Genomic DNA, 24,415 nt, shown 5'->3' on the forward strand with positions numbered 1-24,415 from the left:
ACACGTTGTGTTGGCAAAGGTCAGCGCCGGGCGTCGGCGACGGTCGGTGTGTCGGCCGTGCGGATCGTCAGAGCTGCGACGATGATGCCGATCGCGACACCGATGAGGGTGTCGACGATTCGGTCGACCGCGGTGTGCGGGGTCAGGCCCGCGCCGAGTCCGGTGAGGATCAACGCCATCGGTGTGACGGCCAGTGAACACAGTGCGTAGTTGACCGTGGAGAGGATCTCCGCGAGCGTCTGGAAGATGACGATGGCGGCCACCGCACCCCAGTAACCCAACGGGATCGCCAAGAGGGTTGCGGCGATCAGTGCGCCACCGACGTTCCCGATCAAGCGCTGCAGTCCGCGTCGAACGGTGAGGTGGTAGGTCACGCCCTGCATCGCCGCCACCGCGCCCATTGCCGCCCACATCGGGTGGGAGAGCCCGGCCGCGGCGGCGAGGCCTGCCGCTGCGGCGGCAGCGACGACGATCCGTGCCGAATTGAGCAGAAGGTGATGGTGGGCGGTGCCCCGGCCGCCGGCCAGGGTGACCCGGATCGATTCACGACGGGCGTGGGCGCGGTCGGCGGGACGAAAGAGGGTGGCAGCCCACGGGGCCAGCGCGGCGAGCATCCCCACCACGACACCGGCCATTGTGGCCGCCGTGGCGCGGCCGATGTCGGCTGCGTCGTGCGCGAAACCCGCGGCTCCGGTGGCCGCGAACACGAATACCACCGCGCCCGGCCCGACGATGTGCAGCGCGGACACGAGATAGGCTGCCGCGCCGGAAAGTAGTGCGATCACCGTGATCTCGGTGATCGTCGTACTCGCGTAGACGCCCACCGTGGCACCGATGGCGATGGCAGCGGTGATGCCGGCACCGAGCACCGCCAAACGGACCGCGCGCACCGGATACGGGTCTGGCCGGCAAAAGGCCGACACCAGCGCGCCGAGGGCGGCGAATCCCGCCACGTCGCGGTGCCCGAGCAGCCCGCCGACCACCAGGACCGCGCCGACCGCCACCCCGACACGGATCGGTCCGGCCACCCCGGCGTTGCCGAGGTCGACACGCAGGGCGTCGCGGAGCGCGGCGTGGCTGGTCGCGTGGCGTAACGCGAGGCTGCTGCGCTGGACGTGGGCGGTCAAGGAGGGCATCGGCATCCATCAACTTTATCACTGTTTTAGTAGTGAAATATAAGAGGAGGGTGGCTACGATCGGAGCGTGAGCGACGAGACGGATTCGGGGAGCGGCCACGATGTGGTGGACCGGATCGAAGCGGAGTGGACCGCGGCCTACCCGGATCTGGATACCCGCCCGATCGCGATCCTGGGCCGGATTCAGCGCATCGCAACGGTGACCAACCATCGGCTCGAGCGCACACTCGAGGTCCACGGCATCGGCCGGTCGGAGTTCGACGTGCTGGGTGCGTTGGCGCGGGCCACGCGTCCGCTGCGTGCCAGCGAGGTGGTGTCCACCACGATGCTCAGTGGCGCGTCCGTCACCAAGATCACCGAGAATCTCGCTCGTCGGGGCCTGCTGGAGCGACGCCGCTCTGACCGTGACGGCCGGGTGGTGCTGCTCACGCTGACCGGGGACGGTCGGCGTCTGGTCGACACGGAGCTGCCGAGACGGCTCGCCGACGACCGTGCGGTGCTCGCGGCACTCACCGACGACGAACGTATCCAGCTCGCAGCCCTGTTGCGTCGCGTGTCCGGCGCGTTGCCCGACTGAGGTGCCCTAGGGTCGGTGCTGATCCCGCGCTCGACCCGGGCCGGGGACGCCGTGACCGAAGGGGATGTGCAGTGCCTGGAACCCGTCATTCATTCGTCGTCGACGCGTCCCGCGAGGATGCGTTCGCCTACGTCAACGACTACACCAACGTGCCCCACTATCTGTTCGGGGTTTCGGGCTTCGAACCGATCACCGAGCAGACCTTCGGCCTGGGTTCGCAATTCGAAGCGCAACTCAACGTGGGGCCCAAGACCTTGTCGTCGACGCTCGAAACCACCGAGTGGGTGGAGAACGAAGTGCTGAAACTCGAGTCGATCGCAGGCTTCCCGATCACCAACATCTGGCACTTCGCCGATGCCGAGAGCGGTACCTCGATCGATCTGGAGATCGACTACCGGCTGCCCGGCGGCCTCACCGGCCGGGCTCTCAAAGCCATTCTCGAACCGTTCGTCGGCCAGTTGACCAAGCACGTCGAGTCCAAGCTGCGCGAACAGCTCGGATGAGCACGAGCGCGGTTGAAGCTCCGGCTCGGTTGAACCTCGAGGCCCGGTCGACTCGTCAGGTCAGCGCGGCCATCGTGCGGTCGGCGCCCGCGGGACTGAGGTAGTCGATCACCGGGAGCAGGGCGCGCAGCGCAGCGGGTGCGACGTCGGACGGTTGGTGGGTCACCGCCCGCACGATCCAGTCGGCCGCCTCGGCCACGTCGAGAGCATGCAGGTCGTCGTATTCGGTTGTCGGCGAGATCATGTCGGTTCGCACGAGCGGGAAGTAGACGTTGGTGGCGCAGATGTTCGGATGCGGGCGTTCGGCGTTGAGGCTGCGCCCGAAGATCGCCAGAGCGTTCTTCGACGCCGCGTACGCGGAGAAGCGGGGAAAGGTGCCGGGCAGCAGGCCCCAGGTGCAGACGTTGACGAACTGACCGCGACCGCGATCGATCATGCCCGGGAGCAGACCGAGGGTGACTTGCACGGCGGCGAAGTAGTTGAGCGCCATACTGCGCTGGTAGTCGTGCAGACGCATGGTGTCGGGGGTGCCGTCGCCGGCGGCGGCGCGGATCGAGCGTCGGATGGACCGGCCCGCGTTGTTGACCACAACGTCCACGGACAGTGTGTGGAGTTCGTCGAGCAGCGCGCTGATCGCGGTCTCGTCGGCGAGGTCGCAGACGCGGAAGGAGCAGCCGGTCTCGGCGGCCAGCGCGCTCAGCTCCGATTCGCGCCGGGCCACGGCGATCACCCGGGCGCCGCGGGCGGCGAGTTGGGTCGCGGCCGCGCGCCCGATCCCCGACGACGCCCCGGTCACCACGATCGTCAGATCGGTGACCGCGCGTCCGCCGCCGGTCAGTGCCCGTTCGACACGTCCGGGCAACCAGGAGCGTCGCTGCATCACATCCATGATCGTGCCGGGGAAATCAGGCATCGGACTCCTCCCTCGACGGACCGGCATGAGCGTACTCGCCGACGGGGGTCCGTCCCGATCGACCGCCGGTGTCGGCGTGGGTGACGTTAGGGTGTGGAAACCACCGAATGACGACCGACGCCGAGATGAGCGGGGAATTCATGCGCATTCGTCTCGCACAGATGCGTGACGCCTTCTGGTTGGTTCCCCTGTTGCTCGGCTTGGCCGGCATCGTGTTGGCCCAGTTGCTCGTCGCCCTCGACAAGGCGGTCGGGACAACGCGTCCCGGGCTGGGGGTGCTGTTCTATCAGGTCGGGGTCAGCGGCGGCCGCGACATCCTCGGTGCGATCGCCGGGTCGATTCTGGCCGTCGCCGCGACCTCCTTCTCGATCACGATCTCGGTGCTGGCCACCGCGAGCTCCACCTATGGCCCGCGGCTGGTCCGGAACTTCATGAACGACCGGGGAAACCAGTTCGTGCTCGGCATGTTCGGCGCGACGTTCCTCTACTCGCTGATGGTGTTGCGGGCCATCCGCGGCGAGGACGATCTCAAGGGTTCCTTCGTCCCCGACATCGCCATCAACGTCGCGGTGTTGTTGGCCGTCGTGGACGTCATCGTCCTGGTCTACTTCATCAACCACATCGCGAGGTCGATCCAGGTCTCGACGTTGTCGTCGCGGGTGCGTTCCGAACTCGACAGCGTTGTGGGTCTGTTGTATCCGGAGGAGGAGCCCTCCGACGCGGTGGCCGCGCCGACACCGCCGGGTGGGCGGGCGGTGACCTCGGCCCTCTCGGGTTTCATCATCGGCATCGACGAGGAGTCGGTGCTCGACACCGCGTGCAAGCACGACTGCCTGATCGTCGTCGGGGTGCGCCCCGGCGACCACGTCATCGAAGGAGATCCGATCGCCTACGTCCACCCCGCCGTGGACAACGCGCAGGAGGACCGGCGTCCGGCGCGCGATTCCGATGTCGACGTGCCCGACGACAAGGTCCGCGCGCACATCCACGTCGGCGAGACCCGCACGCCCTATCAGGACATCCAGTTCGCGGTGCAGCAGCTCACCGAGATGGCGGTGCGCGCATTGTCGCCGGGCACCAATGACCCGTACACCGCGCACAACGCGCTCAACGAACTCGCCGCGGGCCTGACTCCGATGGCGCAGCGCACCGCGCCGCAACTCGGCCGGGTGGACTCCGACGGCACCCTGCGGCTCATCGTCACCCGGCTGCCGTTGACGGAGTTGATCGACGACGTGTTCGGCGCGGTGCGGACCTACGCGATCGCCCACCCGATCGCGATGACCGCGGCGATCCTGCTGGCGCGGCGACTCGGCACCGCCGCCGTCGACGACGATGTCCGCGATGCGGTGCTCCGACATCTCACCCTGATCTACCACGCGGTCGACCGGATCGACGATCAGGTCGACGCCGACTTCTGTCGCGGCGAGATCGACCTGGCCCGGCAGGCGATCGTCACGGCGGCGCGCACCCGCTGATCGTGGCGGGAGCAGGTCGACGCACCGGTGCCCACGCTGCGCATTCGAGGGTGACGTAGACTCGTCGGCGTCCAATCGGCCCGGGGTCCTCCGGATCGCGGCCGGGCGCTCTCGCTCTCGTAGCTCAGGGGATAGAGCACGGCTCTCCTAAAGCCGGTGTCGCAGGTTCGAATCCTGCCGGGAGCACAGATACGGTGACTGTGTGGCATCGACCATCAGTCCTCAGACAGTTCTCGTCACCGGCGCGACCAGCGGCATCGGCGCCGAGGTCGCCCGTCAGTTCGCGTCGGCCGGGCACCGCGTGTTCGGCACCAGCCGCCACCCCGACACCGTCGCCGATCCGATTCCCGGCGTCACCTATGTGCGCCTCGACAACGCCGACTACGACAGCGCCACCGAGTGCGCCGGGCAGGTCGGCGACGTCGACATCCTGATCAACAACGCCGGCGAGTCGCAGGCCGGGGCGCTCGAGGACACGCCCATGACCGCGATCGAGGACCTGTTCCGGGTGAACGTGTTCGGTCCGATCGCGCTCACCAAGGCCGTACTGCCGGGCATGCGCCGCCGTCGCCGCGGCACCGTCGTGCTGGTGGGGTCGATGCTGTCGAGCTTCCCGGTGGCGTTCCGCTCCAATTACGCGGCCACCAAGTCGGCGCTCAAGGCGTTCGCGTTCGCCACCCGGCGAGAGGTGGCGCCGTACGGAATCCGGATGATCAGCGTCGAACCGGGCACCATCGCCACCGGCATCGGCGACCGGCGCAGCATCTACATCGGCGAGGATTCGGTGTATCGCGCCGAATACGACACGCTGGCCGCGGCAACCCGCCGCAACGAGGACGCCGGTATCACCGCCGCCGACATGGCCCGGGTGATCGTCGATGCCGCGCTCGCCGAACATCCGAAACCGTTCTACGCCAAGGGGAATTCCGCGGCACTCGTTTTCGCGATGCGGCGGTTGCTGCCGCGCCAGTTCATCCTGGACATGACCGCGCGCAAACACGGACTGCCACGCGTGCGGGTGTAGGGGATGCGAATCACGCTGCGCGTCATCGGGATCGGGCCGGGTGACCCGCGTCAGATCACCGTGCAGGCGAGTGAGGCGATGGCCGACGTCGACGTGTTCCTCACCCTCGACAAGGGGCATGCGAAAGACGGATTGCTCCAGGTGCGTCGCACGCTGCTCGACCGCTACGCCCGGCCCGATCACCGCGTGATCGCCATCGCCGACCCGCCCCGCGACCGCCATCCCGCCGACTACGACGCCGAGGTGCGCCGCTGGCACGCCGCCCGCGCCGAGGTCATCGACCTCGCGTTGCGCAGCGAACTCTCCGACGGCGCCGTCGCCGCGTTTCTGGTGTGGGGGGATCCGGCCCTCTACGACAGCACCCTGCGGATCGTCGACGACCTCTCCGCCAGACCCGGGCTCGACGTCGACGTCGAGGTGATCCCGGGTGTCACCAGCGCCAGTGCGCTCACCGCCGCGCACGGCATCGTGGCCCATCGCATCGGTGAACCCGTGCACATCACCACGGGCCGTCGCCTCGCCGACACCCCGCCCGGTGCCGACACCAACCAGATCGTGATGCTCGACGCCGATCTCGCGTTCCGGCACACCGCCGCCGACGACGACCACATCTGGTGGGGCGCCTACCTGGGAACCCCCGACCAGATCCTCGTCAGCGGACGGGTCGGCGACGTCGCCGACGAGATCGCCCGGGTCCGGGCACAGGCGCGTGCCCGCATCGGCTGGATCATGGACATCTACCTGCTGCGCAAGGGGTGACGAGGCGCCTGCGGACGCGCTCACCACACGCGGTCGAGCACACCCATCACGTCGTCACGGATCTCGCTGCGGCAGATGACGAAGTCGGGCATGTAGGGCTGCGGCTGGTTGTAGACGATCGGGGAACCGTCGAGTCGGCTGCAGTGCAGGCCTGCCGCCAGCGCCACCCCCACCGGAGCGCAGTTGTCCCACTCGTACTGGCCGCCGGAATGGATGTAGGCGTCCACGTCACCGCGCACCACCGCCATCGCCTTGGCCCCAGCCGACCCGATTTCGACCGCCGTCAACCCCAGCGCCCGCGCGACGGCCGCCACCTCGTAGGTGCCGCCCCAGCGCGACACCGCGATCCGCCCGGTGAGCGGACCCGTGGTCGCGGGCACGGTGTCGGAGCGGAACATCTCGCCCGTCGCCGGCAGCGACACCGCGGCCGCGGTCACCGCCCCGGCCTCGGTGAGCGCCACGTGCACCGCCCAGTCGGCGGTGCCCGACGCGAACTCGCGGGTCCCGTCGAGCGGGTCGATGATCCACACCCGCCCCGCCGAGCCCCGGTCGCCCACATCGGCGGCCTCCTCGGAGAGCACCGCGTCGCCGCTGCGATGCCGGCGCAACACCGCCGCGATCCACGCCTGCGCCATCGCGTCGCCGACATCGCCGAGCATCCGACCGCCCAGCAACTCGCCGGAACGCACACCGAGCAGGATGTCGCCCGCGCCCTTCGCGATGCGTGCCGACAGCTCGGCATCCGAATGCGCGGAGATCATCTGATTACTAGAGCACACTGGAGTCATGCCCGAGTTGCCTGAGGTGACGGCCATCGCCGACTACGTCGACGGCCGTGCGGCCGGCCTACCGATCCGGCGTGTGGATGTGGCGTCGCTGTCGGTGCTCAAGACCGCCGACCCGCCGTACACGGCGCTGGCCGGACGGATCGTCGAATCCGCCGGCCGCATCGGCAAGTATCTGATCATCCGGACGATCCCGGGCACCGCCGAACAGGCCGCCGACCCGGAGATCAACCTGGTGATCCACCTGTCGCGGGCCGGCTGGCTGCGCTGGAGCGACGACCTCTCGCCGCGGCCGCTGCGTCCCGGCGGAAAGAGTCCGATCGCGCTGCGGGTGCACTGCGGACTGCCCGGTCCCGGCGGCGGGGGAGAGGGATTCGACGTCACCGAGGCGGGCACCCAGAAACGCCTCGCCGTCTGGGTGGTCCGCGACGTCGCCGACGTCGACCGCATCGCCTCGCTCGGACCCGACGTGCTGAGGGTGTCGCGCGACGAGTTCGCCGAGATCGTGCACGGCACCGCCGGACGCATCAAGAACGTACTGACCGATCAGCGGGTGCTGGCCGGCATCGGTAACGCCTACTCCGACGAGATCCTGCACACCGCGAAGCTCTCGCCGTTCGCCTCGGCCAAAACCCTGTCCGATGCACAGATCGACACCCTGTACGGCGCGATGCGGGCGGTGCTGACCGACGCCATCGAGCGGCTCGAAGGCCAGGAGGTGGCGCGGCTGAAGTCGGAGAAACGTACCGGACTGCGGGTGCACGCCCGCACCGGATTGCCGTGCCCGGTCTGCGGCGACACGATCCGCGAGGTCAGCTTCGCCGACCGCTCCTTCCAGTACTGCCCGACGTGCCAGACCGGCGGCAAGGTGCTCGCCGACCGCCGCATGTCGAGACTGCTGAAATGAGCACCCGTCCGGTCACCGTCGACCTTGCGGCACTCGCCGCGCGGTTGCGCGCCGGCGGATGTGTCTTCGCCGAGGAGGAGGCCCGGATCCTCGCCGACGCCGCATCCGACCCCGCCCACCTCGAGACCCTGGTGACCCGACGCCTCGCGGGTGAACCGCTTGAACACCTCGTCGGCGCGGTGCGGTTCGGGGATCTCACGTTGAGTGTGGGACCGGGCGTGTTCATCCCGCGCCAGCGGTCCCTGCTGCTCGCGCAGGCGACCCTCGACGCTGCCCGCGGCTTTGCCGAACCCGTTGTGGTGGAAGCGTTCTGCGGTGTCGCGCCGATCGCCGCGACCGTCCGTCACCGACTCCCGCACGCCGATCTGCACGTCACCGACCTCGATCCACTCGCCCTCGACTACGCGCGCCGCAACCTCGACGGCCAGGCGTCGTACCACGCCGGGCCCGGGCTGCGGGCGCTGCCCGATGTGCTGCGCGGGATGGTGTCGGTGATCGCCGCCGTGCCGCCGTACGTTCCCGACTCCGCGCTCTACCTGCTGCCGCACGAAGCCCATCACGAACCACCCCGCGCCCTGCTCGGCGGCCCCGACGGTCTCGACCACATCCGCGCGCTGATCAGCGAAGCCCCCGAGTTCCTCGCCGGTCGGGGCACGCTGCTCATCGAGATGAACCGCACCCAGGCCGACGCCGTCCTCGGTGGGATCGGGCCGGTCTGGGCGAGTGCCGGGAGGCTGATCGGCGACGACGGGCAGACCGCGGTGCTGCGGCTGGTACGCGGGCCGATATAACCGCGGTGCCACAGCGACGTCGTGACAATAATTGCCGCGACGGCGCCCTGCCGCCGCATCTGTATCGGTATGCCGACATCGAATCGGTACATTGGCTGCCGTGGCGACCCGACAGAAGATCCTGATCACCGGCGCGAGTTCCGGCCTCGGCGAGGGCATGGCCCGTGCATACGCGGCCCAAGGCCGGGCGCTCGGGCTGGCGGCCCGGCGACTCGACCGACTGGAAACCCTCGCCGACGAACTGCGACCGGCCGCCGCGCAGGTGGCCGTCACCGCACTCGACGTGACCGACGTCGACGCCGTCCCGGTCGCCTTCGGCAAACTGCACGACGAACTCGGCGGCCTCGACCGGGTGATCGTCAACGCCGGACTCGGCAAGGGCGCCCCGATCGGTACCGGGAAGGCGCACGCCAACATCGAGACGGTACAGACCAACCTGATCGGGGCGCTGGCGCAGGCGGAGGCCGCCATGGAGATCTTCCGCGCGCAAAACCACGGCCACCTCGTGCTGATCAGCTCGATCAGCGCCGTCCGCGGCCTGCCGAAGGCGCAGACCGCCTATTCGGCGTCCAAGGCCGGGGTGAGTGCGCTCGGCCAGGGTTTGCAGGCCGAACTCGCCGGATCGCCGATTCGCGTGTCGGTCATCCTGCCCGGCTACATCGAGACCGATATCAACCGCGGCGTGAAGACCGCGCTGATGGCCGACACCGATTCCGGCGTGGCCGCGATGGTCAAGGCCATCGACGCCGAGAAGTCCTATGCCCCGGTGCCGCCGTGGCCGTGGGTGCCGATCGCGGCGGCCCTGCGATTTCTGCCGGGTCCCCTCGCCCGGCGACTCACCTAGCGTCGCGTACCTAGCGTCGCGCGACCGCCTTACCGAGTTCGACGACGAAGAACACCACCACCGCCAGTCCGATCGTCACACCCCACCCGATACCGGTCAGCGGCGCCGATCCGAACCAGGTGTGCATGAACGGCGCGTAGATGAACACCAGCTGGAGTACCACGAGCGCCCCGGCCGTCCACCACACCATCGGGTTGCCGCGCAGCGCGCTGGGTCGCAGGCTCGAACTGTTGAGGAAGCGGCAGTTGAACAGGTAGGCCAGCTGTCCCAGTGCCAGCATGTTGACCGCCGCGGTCTGCGCGACGGCCAGCGAGTGCCCACCCGATTTCGCGACGAAGTACACCGCAATGGTCGCCGCCGACACCACGATCGACACGAACCCGATCACCGCCAGATCGCGCGCAGCGATCAACGGTCCCCTCGCGTCACGTGGTGGCCGCGACATGATCCCCGGCTCGGCCGGTTCGAAGACCAGCGCCAACGAGAGCGTCACGCCGGTGATCATGTTGACCCACAGGATCTGCACCGGGGCGAGTGGCAATGCGAAGCCGAACAGGATGGCCACCAGGATGACCAGCGACTGCGCACCATTGGTCGGCAGCATGAACAGGATCGACTTGCGGATGTTGTCGTAGATCCGCCGACCCTCCTCCACCGCTCGTTCGATGGTGGCGAAGTTGTCGTCGGCGAGCACGATCCCCGCGGCCTCCTTGGTGGCCTCGGTTCCCTTGATGCCCATGGCCACACCGATGTCGGCACGGGTGAGTGCGGGCGCGTCGTTGACGCCGTCGCCGGTCATCGCGACGATCTCGCCCTGCGCCTGCAGCGCGGAGACGATCCGCAGCTTGTGCTCCGGGCTCGTGCGCGCATAGATGTCGACATCGCCGGCCGTCTCCCGCAGGCGTGTCTGACTCATCTGCTCGAGCTCGGCGCCGGTCAGCACCGGCGCTTGCGGATCGGTGACCAACCCCATCTCGTTGGCGATCGCCCGCGCCGTGCCCGCATGGTCGCCGGTGATCATCTTCACTCGGATGCCCGCCCCGTGACAGTCGGCGATCGCAGTCACCGCCTCGGGCCGCGGGGGGTCGACGATGCCGGCGAGTCCGAGGAAGGTGAACCCGTCGGCGACGTCGTCGAAGTCCAGGGACTGCGCCGACGGTGCGGGCCGCGCGGCGGCGGCGAGCACCCGTAACCCTTCGCTGCTGAGCGCGTCGATGTCGCGCTCCCACCGCATCCGATCGAGCGGCACCGTGTGCCCGTCCGCGTCGAGTTGGTGCGTACAGCGGTCGAGCACACGGTCGGGGGCGCCCTTCATCAGGATGGTGCGTTCCGAGTCGGGCACGTCGACGAGCACCGCCATGAACTTGTGCGTCGACTCGAACGGAATCTCGCCGAGCCGGTCTGTGTCGGAATCGAATCCGGCCTTGAGTGCCAGGGTGCGCAACGCACCCTCGGTGGGTTCGCCCACCAGTTGCCACAGGCCGTCGGGATTCTGTGCGACGCGCGAATCGTTGCACAGTCCCATGGTCACCACGAACTGCGAGAGGTCGGGGTGGTCGGCGATGACGGCTGGCGAGCCGTCGGCGAGGATCGCGCCGGTGGGGTCGTAGCCGGTGCCCTCGATCGAGTAGTCGCGGGTACCGGTGATCACCGAACGCACGGTCATCTCGTTCTGGGTGAGCGTGCCGGTCTTGTCCGAGCAGATCACGGTGACCGAACCGAGCGCCTCCACCGCGGGCAGTTTGCGGGTGATGGCTCGACGTCGCGCCATCTGCTGCACACCGAGAGCGAGCGTGATGGTCACCACCGCGGGCAGTCCCTCGGGGATGGCGGCAACAGCGAAACCGATTGCTGCCGAAACCAACTCGTCGATGGTGAAGCTGTGGATGAGTTTGCCGATCACCACGATCAGCCCGGCCACTCCCAGGATCACCAGGGACAGCTGCCTACCGAAACGGTCGAGCCGTCGGGTCAACGGGGTTTCGATCACGTCGATGTCGGCGATCATCGACTGGATGCGACCGATCTCGGTGGATGCTCCGGTTGCGGTGACCACACCGACGCCGGTGCCCGCCGACACGATGGTGCCCGAATATGCCATCGACGCTCGGTCGCCGATCCCCGCGTCGACCTCGACGGCGACGGTGTCCTTGGTGGCCGGCACCGATTCGCCGGTCAGCGCCGACTCCTCGATCTGCAGATTGGTGGCCTCCAGCAGCCGCATGTCGGCGGGTACGCGGTCACCGGAGCGGATCGAGACCACATCGCCGGGAACGAGTGTTTCGGCGTCGACGTCGACCCACTGACCATCGCGGCGTGCGCGTGCGTGCGGGGAGAGCATGCCCCGGATGCCGGCGAGAGCGCTCTCGGCCCGACCCTCCTGGACGAAGCCAACCACCGCGTTGATCAACGCCACCGCGATGATGACGCCGAAGTCGATCCACTCGCCCAGGATCGCCTTGAGCACACCCGCGGCGAGCAGGATGAAGATCAACACATTGTTGAAGTGCGCGAGGAAACGCAGCCACGCCGGGCGGGTGGCGGCTTCCTCGAGTTTGTTGGGTCCCAGGGCGTCCAGTCGGTGCGCGGCCTCGGTGCCGCTCAAACCCTCCGACGAGGAGGCGAGGGCGGCCAGGGTGTCGCGGCGGCCGCTGGAGTGGGAATCGATGGCGGACAAGGAGCGGGACATCCCCCTATGCTCCCGCCGACGAAGATCGAACGCATCTCGAGACGCATCGCATCTCAGGTGAACAGCAGACTGATGAGGAACAGCACCACCAGCGCCACGAACAGCGTCACCAGCATCGGCACCATGAAGCGTATGTACTTGCCGTAGTTGACCTTTGCCAGGATCAGGCCGGCCATCAGCAGGGCGTTGGTGGGCGCCAGCAGCAGCACGACGCCGCCGATGCTGTTGTACATGGTGATGATCAGCGGCTCGCCGGTACCCACCGCGCTGCCCAGCGGAGCGAGCACCGGCATCACCAAGGCCATTGCCGCCGAGCCGGAACCGACCAGGAATGCCAGGGGCAACGTCAGGATCGAGAACAGGATGACGAACACCGCCAGATGGGTACCGCTGACCGCCTGCTCCATCCAGTGCAGGATCGTGTCGAGGGTCTTGGTGTTGGTGAGGATCACCGCGATGCCGCGCGCCACCAGGATGAGGATTGCGGGACCGGCGAAGTCCTTCATGCCCTGCACGATGGTGTCGCTGAGTTCGCCTTCGCGCAGGCCGCCCGCGATGCCGATCACCACGGCCATCACGATGAACAGCGCGGCGAGTTCGGGCATCCACCACCCCAGATCCCAGCTGAACACCTTCTGTACCTCGGTGTTGGTGACCGGGTCGATCTCGGTCCGGTCCAGCAGGGCGCTCCACGGCACCAGGGAGAAGACCATCAACGCGAACGTGAAGGTGAGCAGTACCAGCACCAGCTTGTGGCGACCGGTGAGCTTGGGCGGCTCGGTGAGGGCCGCGTCGGCTTCCATGATCGTGCGGTCCTCGTCGGAGAAACCGATCTGTGAGGTTGCGGGGTCCTTGCGAACCTGCTGCCCGTACCGAACCGTGAAGAACGTGACGATCGCCATCGTGACCACGAAGATCACCATGCGAAGCGGGGCGCCGTCGGCGATGTCGACCCCGGCCGCATCCGAGGCGACGCCGATGCGGAACGGGTTGAACACCGATCCGATCGACCCGGCGAAGGGCGCGACGCTGATCACCGCCACCGCCACCAGGCGGTCGTAGCCGAGTGCGATGATCAGCGGCAGGAGCAGCGGATACATGCCGATCGTCTCGTCGCCCCACGACTTCAGCGAGCCGAGGAAGCCGAAGATCCAGATCAGGCCGATGACGAGCACGATGCCGTCCGTGCGGAAACGCAGTGCCGCCCGCTGGATCGCGATGGTGAGGGCGCCGGTTCTGATGACCACGGTCATGAGTGCGCCGATGGCGAGGATGAAGGCGAAAACCTGCGCGCTGCCGAAGATGAAGCCGCTCTCGTACGGGCCGACGAAACCCGTCGTGGCGTCCCGGATTCCGTACAAACCGTTGAGCGGCGCCTTGACCAGCTGAATGAGTCTGCCGACAAAACTGAGGTCGGCGTCGGCGGATTGGTATGTGGTCTTGCCGTCGGCACCTTTGACGTATTCGCCCGCCGGGATGAAGAACGACGCAATCCACAGCAGCACACCGACACTGACCATGATCGTCAGCGCGGTGGGGAACGTGCGTTTCGGCTTGGGTTCTACGGCATCCGAATCGGTTGCATCAGAAGCTATTTCAGACATCGCTAACCCTCCGAGGCGGTGTGCAGATCAGCCGCTTTTGTCGTGACGGCCTGCGCTGAGGTTACTACCGGCTAGCAGGAGGGGCTGGGCAACGCACGATCTCCATTCGGGGGTCAGGCCGGTGGCGACGCCGCTGGTGAGCTGCTGGTCACCTGGTTCGGATTGCGCCAGACCACCGGCGACTGTTTGTAGTCGAGGGACTCGTCGCCGGTGGTGTCGGCCCAGTAGATCACCTGACGGAGTGTGGTTCCCTCGTCGGCGAACGCAATCAGGCAACTCGCATACGAATCCCCGCGTCGCATGGTTTTCGGCGGTGTGGGCGACGGGCAGTCGGACAGCGCCGTCGACGGCGGCAGGGTGAGCGCCGGGGTGTGTCCGTCGCCGGAGCCGGCGAACCCGGTCAGCTCGGGTGCCGGTACGGGCCGCGGCGCCAGCGACGTCACCGTGATGTAGACGAAGTAGGCGGTGCCCCCACGGGTCTGCGCGGCGGGCACACCCTTGCCGGGTGTGATGCCGGTGACGGTGAACAATGCCTGCTGTCCGACAGCGCGGTAGGTGTCGGCGGGCAGCGTGGCGGTCGCCCCGAAATCGAGCGTCGTACCGGGTGGGGTCCGCACCGGCGCGCCCGGGGCGACGGTGACGGCCGCCGAACGCGGCACCGATGTGGGGGTGTCGTCACCTGAAGCGGTGTCCGATCCGCAGGCGCTGACCGCTGTGAGACCCACCGCGCACGCGACCAGCATCAGCAGGCGCCGCGCGGACGTGGACGTTCTCACGTGCGTAAGGTATCCGATGTGGCGTCCAGGCAGGGACAGGTGGTCGGGTACGGCGCGTTCCAGGTATTCGGGGAACGACGCGCCGCGCACGTCAGCGAACTGCTGTCGGAGATCTTCGGGCGCGACGATATCGACGCGGTGGCCGCCGACTGGCGCGGCATCGTCTACTTCACCCTCGCCGACGACGACGGCATCGACGCCGACACCGTGGTCGGATTCGATCCGTCCAGCGGCGCCTCGGGTCCACTCGCCGCCCTCGACGACGTACTCACCGCGGTGCGCGACGGCGACATCGGCGACGCGGTGGACGCGCACAGCTTCGACGCGTGGCGCAGCGCCGTCGGGGTGACCTCGGTCGACATGGGCGACTGCGTCCCGCCCGCCCTGGTAGAGTTCCTCGGCGGGGATCCCGCCGAGAGGTCCACCGAGCCGGAGGATCTCATCACCTACGTGGCCACGTCGGCCGCCCTGATGGGCAGACTCGAGGCGCTCGGCGTGCAGCCCGGTGACGAGATCCCGGCGGAGGTCTTCGACGACACCCGGTGGCAGTAGCGCCAACCGCCGGATCAGACGGTGCGCCCGCGTTGTGCGCGATACCAGGCCACGAGCGCGTCGGTGGATGAATCACCTTGTGCGGCAGGCACTTGCGCCTCGGTGATCACTCCGAGTAGTTCCTTTGCCTGGGTTTTCCCCAACTCCACGCCCCACTGGTCGAAGGGGTTGATGCCCCACACGGTGCCCTCGACGAACACCTGGTGTTCGTAGAGGGCGATCAGCTGTCCGATCACCGACGGGGTGAGCTCGGGCGCCATGATCGAGGTGGACGGCCGATTGCCGGGCATCACCTTGTGCGCCACGATCTCCGGGGCCACGCCCTCGGCCGCGATCTCGTCGGCCGTCTTGCCGAAGGCGAGCACCTTGGTCTGCGCGAAGAAGTTGCTCATCAACAGGTCGTGCATCGAGCCGGTGCCGTCGGCGGTGGGCAGATCGTCGGTGGGATTGGCGAACCCGATGAAATCCGCGGGCACCATCCTCGTACCCTGGTGCAGCAGTTGATAAAACGCGTGCTGACCGTTGGTACCGGGCTCGCCCCAGAAGATCTCGCCGGTGTCGGTGGTGACGTGCTGGCCGTGCGCGGTGACCGACTTGCCGTTGGATTCCATCGTCAGTTGCTGCAGGTACGCCGCGAACCGGGCCATGTCGTTCGAGTACGGCAGCACCACCCGTGATTGCGCGTCCCAGAAGTTGGAGTACCACAATCCGATGAGGCCGAGGATGACCGGTGCGTTGCGTTCGAGCGGCTGGGTGCGGAAGTGTTCGTCGACGATGTGGAAGCCGTCGAGGAACTCGCCGAATCGTTCCTTCCCGATTGCGGCCATCACCGACAGTCCGATCGCCGAGTCCACCGAGTAGCGTCCGCCCACCCAATCCCAGAACCCGAACATGTTGACGGTGTCGATACCGAACTCCGACACCTTCTCGGCGTTGGTGCTGACCGCGACGAAGTGTTTGGCCACCGCGTCGGTCGATGCGTCCAGCTCGTCGAGGAGCCACCGGCGGGCCGCGGCCGCGTTGGTCAGCGTCTCCAGCGTGGTGAACGTCTTCGAGGCGATGATGAACAGGGTGGTCTCGGCGTCGAGGTCGGCCAGCGTGCCCACCATGTCGGCGGGATCGACGTTGGAGACGAAGTGGCAGCGGATGTCGGCGTCGACATAGTGACGCAACGCCTGATACACCATCACCGGCCCCAGGTCGGAGCCGCCGATACCGATGTTGACGACATCGGTGATCGCTTTGCCGGTGTGGCCCTTCCATTCTCCGCTGCGCAGCTTGTCGGTGAAGGTGCCCATCGCGTCGAGTACCTCGTGTACGTCGGCCACCACGTCCTGTCCGTCGACGACGAGTGTCGCGTCGGCGGGCAGGCGCAGCGCGGTGTGCAGCACCGCGCGATCCTCGGAGGTGTTGATGTGGACGCCGGCGAACATCTCGTCGCGGCGCTCTTCGAGGCCCACCTCGCGGGCGAGGCTGAACAACAGTTCCAGCGTCTCGCGCAGCACCCGGTGTTTGGAGTAGTCGATGTGCAGGTCGCCGACGTCGACGGTCAGTTCGTCGCCGCGGTCGGGATCGACGGCGAAAACCTCGCGGAGATGCATTGCGTAGACGTGCGGCTGATGAGCCGCGAGTGCCTGCCAGGACTGGGTCGCCGTGATGTCGTGGTCGCTGCCGGTGACGTCGGTGCTCATTGCTTCACCCTATGTCCTTGTGGGACGCGGCGCGCCGCAGTGCGCTCTCGCCGTCGGCGTGCATCGGCTCGTGTTCGACGCCCCGGTGACGTGAGGATGACGTGCCGGCGAACTCAGCGTCCGAGCGGGCCGCGCCCCAGCCGCAGCAGCAGCATGGCCAAGGTGTGACCCTCCTGCCCGAGGTCGGCGAAGCGTTCGAGGACCTTGACCTCGCGGCTGTGCACGAGTCGGGGGCCGCCCGATGCCATGCGCGCGGCACCGACCTTCTTCGACACCGCCGACCGACGCTTCACCGCGGCCAGGATGATCGCGTCGAGCCGATCGATCTCCGCGCGCAGCACGTCGATCTCGTCGGAGAGGCCACTGACATCAGCGCCGAGCTGGTAGTAGTCCAGATCGATGGTGTCGGCGAACGACGCCGGGGTGCCCTGTTGCCCGTCGCCCGAAGGGGACCCGGCCTCGGGTCCGTCGCTGGGGGTGCCGTCGCTCGTGGTGCCATCGCTCACCGGGGTGATTTTGCCACGCACCTGTGGCGACGGTTCTACTAGATGCCATGCCCAGCAGCCCGACGACGACGTCGACCTACGGCGGCGCGTTACGCACCGTGACCTCCGCCCCGCTGGTGGTGCTCATCCCGACGGTGCTCATCGTGGCGCAGCTGGTGGTTCGCGCGTGGCTGGTGGCCACCGGCAACTTCTACTGGGACGACCTGATCCTGATCGGCCGCGCCTCCACCGAGCCGATCCTGTCGTGGGAGTACCTCGGGCACAGCCACGACGGCCACTTCATGCCCGCGGCGTTCCTGCTGGCGGGTGTGTCGACCGTGATCGCACCGGTCAACTGGGTGCTGCCCGCCGTCACCTTGGTGATTCTGCAGGCGCTCGCGTCGCTGGCCGTGTGGCGGATGATCCGGGTGATCGCCGACACCGTGGGGTCCGACAGTTCACACCGCACCGCCCGCGATCTCGGGGCGCTGGCCGCGTTGGTGTTCTATCTCTTCACTCCGATGACCGTGCCCGCCTTCATCTGGTGGTCGGCGGGCCTCAACTCGTTGCCGATGCAGGCGGCGATGGCATGGATCGTGGCCGACGCGGTGCTGCTGTGCAGCGGGCGGGTGCCGCCGGAGCGCCGACGGATGGTGGTCGTGCGGTCGACGGTGGTGTTCGTCGTCGCGCTGGCGTTCTTCGAGAAGTCCTTGTTCATCGTGCCCGTCGCCTTCGTCGTGGCCGTGCTGGCCGCGCGCTACGCCCGAAGCGAGCCCGATGCGGCGCCCGCGGCCGATGACCTGCCCGAGCCTGATGACCTGCCCGAGCCCGATGACCTGCCCGAGCCTGATGACCTGCTCGGGCCCGACGCGGCGCGGGTGCCGAACAGCCCGGCGATCTCGGTGTTCACGCGGGGGCGGGCGTTGTGGACGGCGTTGGGTGCGGTGTTCGTGGCCTGGGGGGTGCTCTTCTTCGCGGTGTCCGACGCGACCGCCGGCACACACTCGGCCACGCAGACCGCCCAGTTGGTGTGGCGGTCGATCAACAAGGCTCTGGTGCCGTCGCTGGTCGGCGGCCCGTGGGAGTGGGAACGGTGGGTGCCCAGTCCGCCCATGGGATTCGCGCCATTGTGGATGGTGATCGCCGGCTGGCTGATGCTGGCAGCGGTGGTGGTGTGGGCGGTGATGCGCCGGGCGGGCGCACCGGCGGTGCTGGTGGGTACCGCCCTGTATGTGGTGGGCGCGCAGATCCCGGTGATGTGGAACCGGTCGAGCGCCAACACCGCTCTCGAACTCGCCCAGACGATGCGGTATCTGCCCGATTCGGCGCTGGTGATGACCATCGCGATCGCCTTGCTGGCCGCCGCCCCGGCCCGTCGGACGCGGCCGGATCCAGAAGCGACGGTCGGCGGCCGACATGTCGCTGCACCCGCGCCGGGACAGCCGAATCCCGGGCCGGGGCCCCTGAGCATGGTGTCGGTGGTGGTGGGCGCGTTGGTGCTGGCGTCGTCGCTGGTCTCGGTGGCCGGGTACTCGTCGTCATGGCGCGACGATCCCACCGGGCCGTATCTGGCCAACGCCCGCCGCGCTCTCGCCGACAACGCGTCACGCACGATGTTCGACCAGTCGCTGCCGTTGGAGGTGTTGCTCCCGGTGGCCTACCCGCAGAACCAGATCAGCCACACCTTCGGTCGCGTGCGCGACCGCCCACGATTCGGCGACAGCACCGATCAGCTGATCGTGCTCGACAACTCGGGCCGTGCCGTGCCGGGCGCGGTGACACCGGCACGGACCTTCCCGGCGGGCTCGGGCACCTGTGCCCGGCCGGAGATCGACGGCCCGGCCCGCCTCGAGTTCAACGGACCGCTGATCCAGTGGCGGTGGACGATCGCGATGGGCTACTGCGCCACCGCCGACGGCCGGGTCGAGATGTCGCTGGCCGGTGGGGACCCGGTGACGGTATCGCTGACGCAGGGTCTGCACGTGATCTACGTACAGCTCGAGGGTCATGGCACCGACCTCCGGATTCGGCCCCTCACACCGGGTCTCGCCGTGCACACCGGCGACGGACGCGTCGGCGAAGTGGTCGACGCCCGACTCCTCGGGCGCTAGGAACCGATGCCGGGTCCCGTCGAGCGTGCCCACAATCCCGTCGAGCGTGCCCGGAACCCCGTCGAGCGTGCCCACAATCCCGTCGAGCGTGCCCAGATCTCGGTCGAGCGTGCCCAGATCTCGGTCGAGCGTGCCCACAATCCCGTCGAGCGTGCCCGGGTTTACTAGCGCCGATACACGGTGACCTTGTCGCTGTGGCCGGTGGAGGCCACCAGCGTCTGCAGCGCGGCCTCGGTGTCCTTGTCGGCCGCCCAGTAGGAGATGTCGCGTTTGCCTGCGGCCTTCACCTGCTCGTCGAGTTGGGTGGTGATCGTCTTGGTGCCCTCCCAATTCGGGTCGAAGACACCGTTGGTGATGTGATCGGAGTAGCCGCTCGCGAAGGTCACCAGCAGGGTGTCGTTCGGTGCGAGTCCGTCGAACAGGTAGTCGCCCTCCTTGACGGCGTAGCTACTCGGGAGCCCGGTGATCGAGTTCGCGTACGCCGCGGCGCCGGGCTTCTTCAATCCGGTGCGCACCATGGTGACCGATTGCTTGCTGGAGTTCTCGTTGTCGTCGATCAGGTTGTTGAGGAACTCCGCGTCGTTGTCGAGGAACGCGAGGTACTTGGTGATCGTGGGGTTGGACCGGATCGATCCGCCTCCACTGGGCAGATTTGTTGCCACGCAGCGGGTTTGGCTGGTCTTGCCGAAGTCGACCCGCACCACCGGGTTGCACGAGCCGCCGACCTGGCCCGGCGGACTGTTGTTGACGGCGAAGTTGACGGTCAGCGCGTAGTTCACGTGACCTCCGAGCGAGTCATCGGAATCCGGGTTGGCGCCGAGCGTGATGTCGTAGCCGCAGCCCGAAGGGTCACAGGGTCCGGTCTGCTTCGACGAGACGAGCGGGTTGCGCATGGTCAGGCCGGGCGCCGGTGCCGAGGTGATCTCGGGGACGATCGATCGCGCATTGGCGAACACCTTCTGGACGGCGTCGCTGTTGAGTGCGGTCACGTCGGCGTCGACGGTGTACACGGCGGTGCTGCCCTCGGAATACTCGCCCTTGACGTGGGTGATGCCCTTCGAGCCCGCGTCGTAGGAGACCTCCCACTTGCCCGAACGCACCTTGCCCTCGCCCAGGGACGTGATCGGCGGGTCGGAGGTGGGCCAGAACCGGGCATCGGGCAGCCCCTTGGACGGAGCGGGCAGTTCGGCACCGAGGGTGGGCGGATCGACGAGTTCGGTGTTGGCGAAGCGCCCGGCAAGCAGGCTGGGCGAGAGGATTCCGCCGATGTAGGGGAGCGTGGTGAACCGCGCGCTGGACCACTTGTTGTCGGTGGGGGCGAGATCGAGGTTTTCCTTCTGGGTGTCGCTGAGGAGCGCGGTCCAGAAACTCTCCGGGCCACTGACGAACTGGTTGTTGCCGATCTGGCGGTACTGCGCCTGGTTGCCGTTGACGGTGATCGCACCTTCGGCGTTGTTCGACGAGGTCACCGTCAGGTTGGTGAAATCCACTGTCGAGGGCGTCGCGCCCTTCTCGTAGGCGTAGGTGAGCTTGCCCGTGTAGCGGGCGCCGGCGCTGGTGCCGAACTTGAACGCGACGTCGTCGAGGCTGTGCTGTGCGCGGAAGGCCGCGGTCGGCTGGGCCGAACCGTCGGTTCCGAACGGGATGAATGCCAGCACCAATGCGACGATCACTGCGAGGCCGCCGACCCCCAGGATCACCGCAGGGATCGTGTTCGAGGACTGCTTCATCGTTCGGTTTCCTCGCTCTTCGCGTTCCGTGGACACCCCGGGACTGCGCGGCACAGGCGGCTGAAGTACACAGCCCTGCGCGAACGTGACGAAACCCCGGCGCGCACATCCTATCGGCCCGGGTTCTCGGCCGCGTCGGTTGCCACCGTGCCTGCAGTGGTGAATCAGGAATAGCACGGAATCGGACATGGGCATACCGACTGTGTGGTCACCGAATGACGGGCCGCGCCGAATACCCCCGGTTGTGTCGGCGGCTCTCGGCGGTGTGCGGGGCGGGACGTCGGCGGGGGATGTCGGGGTCGGCGGGTAGCCTTGTTCCTCGATGACCAGTACCACCCGTGACTCCTCACCCGGCGGTCGAGCACCGTCCGGTGACGATCGTTCCGCGGCCCTGCTCGAAGGCCTCAATCCGCAACAGCGCGCTGCGGTCCTGCACACCGGCCCGCCGCTGCTGATCGTCGCCGGCGCCGGGTCGGGAAAGACCGCGGTGCTCACCCGGCGAATCGCCTACCTGCTGGCCGAGCGCGACGTCACGCCCGGTCAGGTGCTCGCGATCACCTTCACCAACAAGGCCGCCGCCGAGATGCGGGAACGGGTGATCGGCCTGGTGGGTCCGCGCGCCGCCTACATGTGGATCTCCACCTTCCACTCCACCTGTGTGCGCATCCTGCGCGCGCAGTCGGCGTTGTTGGAACACCGGAACTCCAACTTTTCGATCTACGACGCCGACGACTCGCGGCGGCTGCTGGGGATGATCGTGCGCGATCTCGACCTCGACCCCAAGAAGTTCAGTCCGCGCGGTGTCGGCGTGGTGATCTCCAACTACAAGAACGAACTCGTCGATCCCGAAGCCGCATTGGCGGCCACCGCGGAGGCCGAGCCCGCCGAACGCAACATCGCGCTGATCTACGACGAGTACCAGCGGCGGCTACGTGGGGCGAACGCCTTCGACTTCGACGATCTGATCGGCGAGACGGTGGCATTGCTTCAGCGTCATCCGGAGGTCGCCGAGTACTACCGCCGCAGGTTCCGGCACGTCCTGGTCGACGAGTATCAGGACACCAACCACGCGCAGTACGTCCTGGTGCGTGAGCTGGTGGTGGGCAGCGGCGATGCGCACGAGTCGGCGGTGGCACCGTCGGAATTGTGCGTGGTCGGCGACGCCGACCAGTCGATCTATGCGTTCCGCGGTGCCACGATCCGCAACATCGAGGAGTTCGAACGCGACTTCCCGAACGCGGAAACCATTCTGCTGGAACAGAATTATCGGTCCACCCAGACGATCTTGTCGGCGGCGAACGCGGTGATCGCGCGCAATCCCAACCGTCGCGACAAGAGGCTGTGGACCGATTCGGGCGATGGTGAGCTGATCGTCGGATACGTCGCCGATTCCGACCGCGACGAGTCGATGTTCATCGCCACCGAGATCGAGCGGCTCACCGACTACACGATCGGCGGGTCCTCGGAGACCTTCAAGTACTCCGACATCGCCGTGTTCTATCGCACCAACACCGGCTCGCGTGCGCTCGAAGAAGTGTTCGTGCGGCACGGAATCCCCTACAAGGTGGTCGGCGGAACGCGGTTCTACGAGCGCAAGGAGGTCCGCGATGTGGTGGCCTACCTGCGAGTGGTCGCCAACCCCGACGACGCGGTGAGTCTGCGTCGCATCCTCAACACACCGCGCCGGGGCATCGGCGACCGCGCCGAGGCGTGCGTGGCGGTGCACGCCGAGAACACCGGCGTGAGTTTCTATCAGGCATTGCTCGACGGCGCCGAGGGCAAGGTCGCGTTGCTCAACACCCGTGCGGTCAAGCAGATCGGCGGCTTCGTCGACCTGATCGAGGGACTGCGCCGCGACTTCCTGACAACTTTCGGCGCTGCCGGATCGGGTGACGCGGACGTTGCCGTGGTCGACGCCACCGAGGAGGGCGCCGACCTCGGTGAGCTCGTCGCCGCCATCGTCGACCGCAGCGGCTACCGCGCCGAACTCGAGGCCTCCAACGATCCGCAGGACGGTGCGCGACTCGACAACCTCAACGAATTGATCGCCGTCGCAGCAGAATTCAGTGCCGAGGCAGCGGCAGCCGAGTCGGCCGACGATCTCGAGGAGATCGACGAGGCGCTCGGCGGTAGCGACGGGGAACCGGAGCCCGGGTCACTGGCGGCGTTCCTGGAGAAGGTGTCGCTGGTTGCCGACGCCGACCAGGTGCCCGACGAGGGCGACGGGGTGGTCACGCTGATGACCCTGCACACCGCCAAGGGTCTCGAATTCCCTGTCGTGTTCGTAACCGGTTGGGAGGACGGACATTTCCCGCACCTGCGGGCGCTGGGTGATCCGGCCGAACTCAGCGAGGAACGACGGCTGGCCTACGTCGGGATCACACGCGCCAAACAGCGGCTGTACCTCACCCGCTCGCTGACCCGCGCGTCGTGGGGCCAGCCGGTTTCGAACCCGGAATCGCGCTTCCTGCAAGAGATTCCGCAACACCTGCTGGATTGGCGGCGCACCGAGCCCAAGCGGACGAGCGCTCGCCACCTCGGCTCCAGTGGCGGGGTGTTCGGACGTGGCGACGGGTCGACGGGACGGTTGGGCCGATCGTCGTACTCGTCGGACCCGATGCGTGGCCGCAACAAGCAGGTGCACTACGACATCGGCGACCGGATGAATCACCCCAAGTACGGTCTCGGTAAAGCCGTGGCCCGCGAGGGCAGCGGTCCCACCGAACGCATCACGTTCGATTTCGGTGGCGGCGTCGGCCGGATGACCTTCATGACCCTCGGCGGCCTTCCCGGCGAGAAACTCTGATCCCGTCGAGCGTGCCCACAATCCGGTTGAGCGTGCCCACAATTTCGTCGAGCGTGCCCAACTAGGAGCAGATGGGCCACGGTCGACGGAGATGTGGGCACGCTCGACTCGCAAGTGGGCACGCTCGACTCGGATGTGGGCACGGTCGACTCTGGTTTGGGCACGCTCGACTCGGATGTGGGCACGGTCGACTCGGATGTGGGCACGGCCGACCCTGGTTTGGGCACGGTCGACGGAGATGTGGGCACGGTCAA

General features: G+C 67.7%; 21 protein-coding genes and 1 tRNA gene. 13 read left to right on the top strand and 9 right to left on the bottom strand.

Annotated elements, in window-relative coordinates; translation table 11 throughout:
• Positions 1-20 precede the first annotated feature (20 nt).
• The gene (locus ACWDSI_RS00915; protein ID WP_449755375.1) at positions 21-1,142 is read right to left on the bottom strand and encodes an FUSC family protein; all 1,122 of its coding nucleotides are present in this window, start codon (positions 1,140-1,142) and stop codon (positions 21-23) included.
• Positions 1,143-1,203: 61 nt separating this feature from the next.
• Between ACWDSI_RS00915 and ACWDSI_RS00920 the strand changes: the two genes are divergently transcribed.
• Together ACWDSI_RS00920 and ACWDSI_RS00925 are read left to right on the top strand one after the other, a co-directional pair.
• Positions 1,204-1,713 (top strand): MarR family winged helix-turn-helix transcriptional regulator, encoded by a 510-nt coding sequence (locus ACWDSI_RS00920; protein WP_449755376.1) that lies wholly within the window; start codon positions 1,204-1,206, stop codon positions 1,711-1,713.
• A 71-nt stretch (positions 1,714-1,784) separates the two neighbouring features.
• Positions 1,785-2,216 (top strand): SRPBCC family protein, encoded by a 432-nt coding sequence (locus ACWDSI_RS00925; protein WP_449745641.1) that lies wholly within the window; start codon positions 1,785-1,787, stop codon positions 2,214-2,216.
• Positions 2,217-2,271: 55 nt separating this feature from the next.
• On the opposite strand, the gene ACWDSI_RS00930 is transcribed toward ACWDSI_RS00925, so the two are convergent.
• A complete protein-coding gene (locus ACWDSI_RS00930; RefSeq protein WP_449755377.1) occupies positions 2,272-3,129 on the bottom strand; it encodes an SDR family NAD(P)-dependent oxidoreductase in 858 nt (285 codons plus the stop codon).
• A gap of 107 nt (positions 3,130-3,236) precedes the next feature.
• On the opposite strand from ACWDSI_RS00930, the gene ACWDSI_RS00935 reads away from it, so the two are divergent.
• The 4 genes from ACWDSI_RS00935 to cobF all read left to right on the top strand — a co-directional run bounded on the left by ACWDSI_RS00935 (position 3,237) and on the right by cobF (position 6,390).
• On the top strand, positions 3,237-4,607 hold the full coding sequence (locus ACWDSI_RS00935) for a DUF2254 domain-containing protein (protein WP_449755378.1): 1,371 nt from the start codon (positions 3,237-3,239) through the stop codon (positions 4,605-4,607).
• A gap of 113 nt (positions 4,608-4,720) precedes the next feature.
• A tRNA-Arg gene (locus ACWDSI_RS00940) sits at positions 4,721-4,793 on the top strand.
• A 28-nt stretch (positions 4,794-4,821) separates the two neighbouring features.
• Positions 4,822-5,631 carry an SDR family oxidoreductase gene (locus tag ACWDSI_RS00945; protein WP_449755692.1) on the top strand — a complete coding sequence of 270 codons (810 nt, stop codon included), beginning with the start codon at positions 4,822-4,824 and terminating at the stop codon, positions 5,629-5,631.
• Between the two features lie 3 nt (positions 5,632-5,634).
• Positions 5,635-6,390 (top strand): precorrin-6A synthase (deacetylating), encoded by a 756-nt coding sequence (gene cobF / locus ACWDSI_RS00950; RefSeq protein WP_449755379.1) that lies wholly within the window; start codon positions 5,635-5,637, stop codon positions 6,388-6,390.
• Positions 6,391-6,410: 20 nt separating this feature from the next.
• Here the strand turns inward: cobF and ACWDSI_RS00955 are convergent, their stop codons facing one another.
• The gene (locus ACWDSI_RS00955; RefSeq protein WP_449755380.1) at positions 6,411-7,151 is read right to left on the bottom strand and encodes a 3'(2'),5'-bisphosphate nucleotidase CysQ; all 741 of its coding nucleotides are present in this window, start codon (positions 7,149-7,151) and stop codon (positions 6,411-6,413) included.
• Between the two features lie 25 nt (positions 7,152-7,176).
• Between ACWDSI_RS00955 and ACWDSI_RS00960 the strand changes: the two genes are divergently transcribed.
• The 3 genes from ACWDSI_RS00960 (at position 7,177) to ACWDSI_RS00970 (ending at position 9,717) form a co-directional block, all read left to right on the top strand.
• Positions 7,177-8,082 (top strand): Fpg/Nei family DNA glycosylase, encoded by a 906-nt coding sequence (locus ACWDSI_RS00960; protein ID WP_449755381.1) that lies wholly within the window; start codon positions 7,177-7,179, stop codon positions 8,080-8,082.
• Positions 8,079-8,873, top strand: coding sequence for a N5-glutamine methyltransferase family protein (locus tag ACWDSI_RS00965; protein ID WP_449755382.1), 795 nt, complete (start codon positions 8,079-8,081; stop codon positions 8,871-8,873). The genes ACWDSI_RS00960 and ACWDSI_RS00965 overlap by 4 nt, the downstream gene beginning before the upstream one ends.
• A gap of 100 nt (positions 8,874-8,973) precedes the next feature.
• Positions 8,974-9,717 carry an SDR family oxidoreductase gene (locus ACWDSI_RS00970; RefSeq protein WP_449755383.1) on the top strand — a complete coding sequence of 248 codons (744 nt, stop codon included), beginning with the start codon at positions 8,974-8,976 and terminating at the stop codon, positions 9,715-9,717.
• Positions 9,718-9,727: 10 nt separating this feature from the next.
• Here ACWDSI_RS00970 and ACWDSI_RS00975 read toward each other — a convergent pair whose 3' ends face one another.
• From ACWDSI_RS00975 to ACWDSI_RS00985, 3 genes are all read right to left on the bottom strand, one after another.
• Positions 9,728-12,406 (bottom strand): cation-transporting P-type ATPase, encoded by a 2,679-nt coding sequence (locus ACWDSI_RS00975; RefSeq protein WP_449755384.1) that lies wholly within the window; start codon positions 12,404-12,406, stop codon positions 9,728-9,730.
• Positions 12,407-12,459: 53 nt separating this feature from the next.
• Positions 12,460-14,010, bottom strand: coding sequence for a Na+/H+ antiporter NhaC family protein (locus ACWDSI_RS00980; protein ID WP_449755385.1), 1,551 nt, complete (start codon positions 14,008-14,010; stop codon positions 12,460-12,462).
• Positions 14,011-14,123: 113 nt separating this feature from the next.
• Positions 14,124-14,786 (bottom strand): hypothetical protein, encoded by a 663-nt coding sequence (locus ACWDSI_RS00985; RefSeq protein WP_449755386.1) that lies wholly within the window; start codon positions 14,784-14,786, stop codon positions 14,124-14,126.
• Positions 14,787-14,804: 18 nt separating this feature from the next.
• Between ACWDSI_RS00985 and ACWDSI_RS00990 the strand changes: the two genes are divergently transcribed.
• Positions 14,805-15,338 carry a hypothetical protein gene (locus ACWDSI_RS00990; RefSeq protein ID WP_449755387.1) on the top strand — a complete coding sequence of 178 codons (534 nt, stop codon included), beginning with the start codon at positions 14,805-14,807 and terminating at the stop codon, positions 15,336-15,338.
• A gap of 14 nt (positions 15,339-15,352) precedes the next feature.
• On the opposite strand, the gene pgi is transcribed toward ACWDSI_RS00990, so the two are convergent.
• Together pgi and ACWDSI_RS01000 are read right to left on the bottom strand one after the other, a co-directional pair.
• Positions 15,353-17,029: a glucose-6-phosphate isomerase gene (gene pgi, locus ACWDSI_RS00995; RefSeq protein ID WP_449755388.1), complete on the bottom strand. Its 1,677-nt coding sequence runs from the start codon at positions 17,027-17,029 to the stop codon at positions 15,353-15,355.
• 113 nt (positions 17,030-17,142) lie between these two features.
• Positions 17,143-17,535, bottom strand: a complete 393-nt coding sequence (locus tag ACWDSI_RS01000) for a chorismate mutase (protein WP_449755389.1) — start codon at positions 17,533-17,535, stop codon at positions 17,143-17,145.
• Between the two features lie 47 nt (positions 17,536-17,582).
• Between ACWDSI_RS01000 and ACWDSI_RS01005 the strand changes: the two genes are divergently transcribed.
• Together ACWDSI_RS01005 and ACWDSI_RS01010 are read left to right on the top strand one after the other, a co-directional pair.
• The gene (locus ACWDSI_RS01005) at positions 17,583-19,625 is read left to right on the top strand and encodes a hypothetical protein (RefSeq protein WP_449755390.1); all 2,043 of its coding nucleotides are present in this window, start codon (positions 17,583-17,585) and stop codon (positions 19,623-19,625) included.
• A gap of 6 nt (positions 19,626-19,631) precedes the next feature.
• Entirely contained in the window at positions 19,632-19,793 is a 162-nt protein-coding gene (locus ACWDSI_RS01010; RefSeq protein ID WP_449755391.1) for a hypothetical protein, read from the top strand.
• On the opposite strand, the gene ACWDSI_RS01015 is transcribed toward ACWDSI_RS01010, so the two are convergent.
• A complete protein-coding gene (locus ACWDSI_RS01015) occupies positions 19,790-21,355 on the bottom strand; it encodes a hypothetical protein (protein WP_449745625.1) in 1,566 nt (521 codons plus the stop codon). The genes ACWDSI_RS01010 and ACWDSI_RS01015 overlap by 4 nt on opposite strands.
• 322 nt (positions 21,356-21,677) lie before the next feature.
• Between ACWDSI_RS01015 and ACWDSI_RS01020 the strand changes: the two genes are divergently transcribed.
• Complete coding sequence (locus ACWDSI_RS01020; RefSeq protein WP_449755392.1) at positions 21,678-24,161, top strand: UvrD-helicase domain-containing protein; 2,484 nt, start codon at positions 21,678-21,680, stop codon at positions 24,159-24,161.
• The last annotated feature ends 254 nt before the right edge of the window (positions 24,162-24,415 follow it).

It is taken from the genome of Gordonia sp. NPDC003429 (assembly GCF_053588575.1).

What these genes read in the sequence shown, in the direction of transcription:
- ACWDSI_RS00930 (WP_449755377.1), bottom strand. Translation starts at nt 3,129, where the DNA reads ATGCCTGATTTCCCCGGCACGATCATGGATGTGATGCAGCGACGCTCC.
- ACWDSI_RS00915 (WP_449755375.1), bottom strand. Translation starts at nt 1,142, where the DNA reads ATGCCGATGCCCTCCTTGACCGCCCACGTCCAGCGCAGCAGCCTCGCG.
- ACWDSI_RS00935 (WP_449755378.1), top strand. Translation starts at nt 3,237, where the DNA reads ATGACGACCGACGCCGAGATGAGCGGGGAATTCATGCGCATTCGTCTC.
- cobF (WP_449755379.1), top strand. Translation starts at nt 5,635, where the DNA reads ATGCGAATCACGCTGCGCGTCATCGGGATCGGGCCGGGTGACCCGCGT.
- ACWDSI_RS00980 (WP_449755385.1), bottom strand. Translation starts at nt 14,010, where the DNA reads ATGTCTGAAATAGCTTCTGATGCAACCGATTCGGATGCCGTAGAACCC.
- ACWDSI_RS00965 (WP_449755382.1), top strand. Translation starts at nt 8,079, where the DNA reads ATGAGCACCCGTCCGGTCACCGTCGACCTTGCGGCACTCGCCGCGCGG.
- ACWDSI_RS00960 (WP_449755381.1), top strand. Translation starts at nt 7,177, where the DNA reads ATGCCCGAGTTGCCTGAGGTGACGGCCATCGCCGACTACGTCGACGGC.
- ACWDSI_RS01015 (WP_449745625.1), bottom strand. Translation starts at nt 21,355, where the DNA reads ATGAAGCAGTCCTCGAACACGATCCCTGCGGTGATCCTGGGGGTCGGC.
- ACWDSI_RS01020 (WP_449755392.1), top strand. Translation starts at nt 21,678, where the DNA reads ATGACCAGTACCACCCGTGACTCCTCACCCGGCGGTCGAGCACCGTCC.
- ACWDSI_RS00955 (WP_449755380.1), bottom strand. Translation starts at nt 7,151, where the DNA reads ATGATCTCCGCGCATTCGGATGCCGAGCTGTCGGCACGCATCGCGAAG.
- ACWDSI_RS01005 (WP_449755390.1), top strand. Translation starts at nt 17,583, where the DNA reads ATGCCCAGCAGCCCGACGACGACGTCGACCTACGGCGGCGCGTTACGC.
- ACWDSI_RS00975 (WP_449755384.1), bottom strand. Translation starts at nt 12,406, where the DNA reads ATGTCCCGCTCCTTGTCCGCCATCGATTCCCACTCCAGCGGCCGCCGC.
- pgi (WP_449755388.1), bottom strand. Translation starts at nt 17,029, where the DNA reads ATGAGCACCGACGTCACCGGCAGCGACCACGACATCACGGCGACCCAG.
- ACWDSI_RS01010 (WP_449755391.1), top strand. Translation starts at nt 19,632, where the DNA reads ATGCCGGGTCCCGTCGAGCGTGCCCACAATCCCGTCGAGCGTGCCCGG.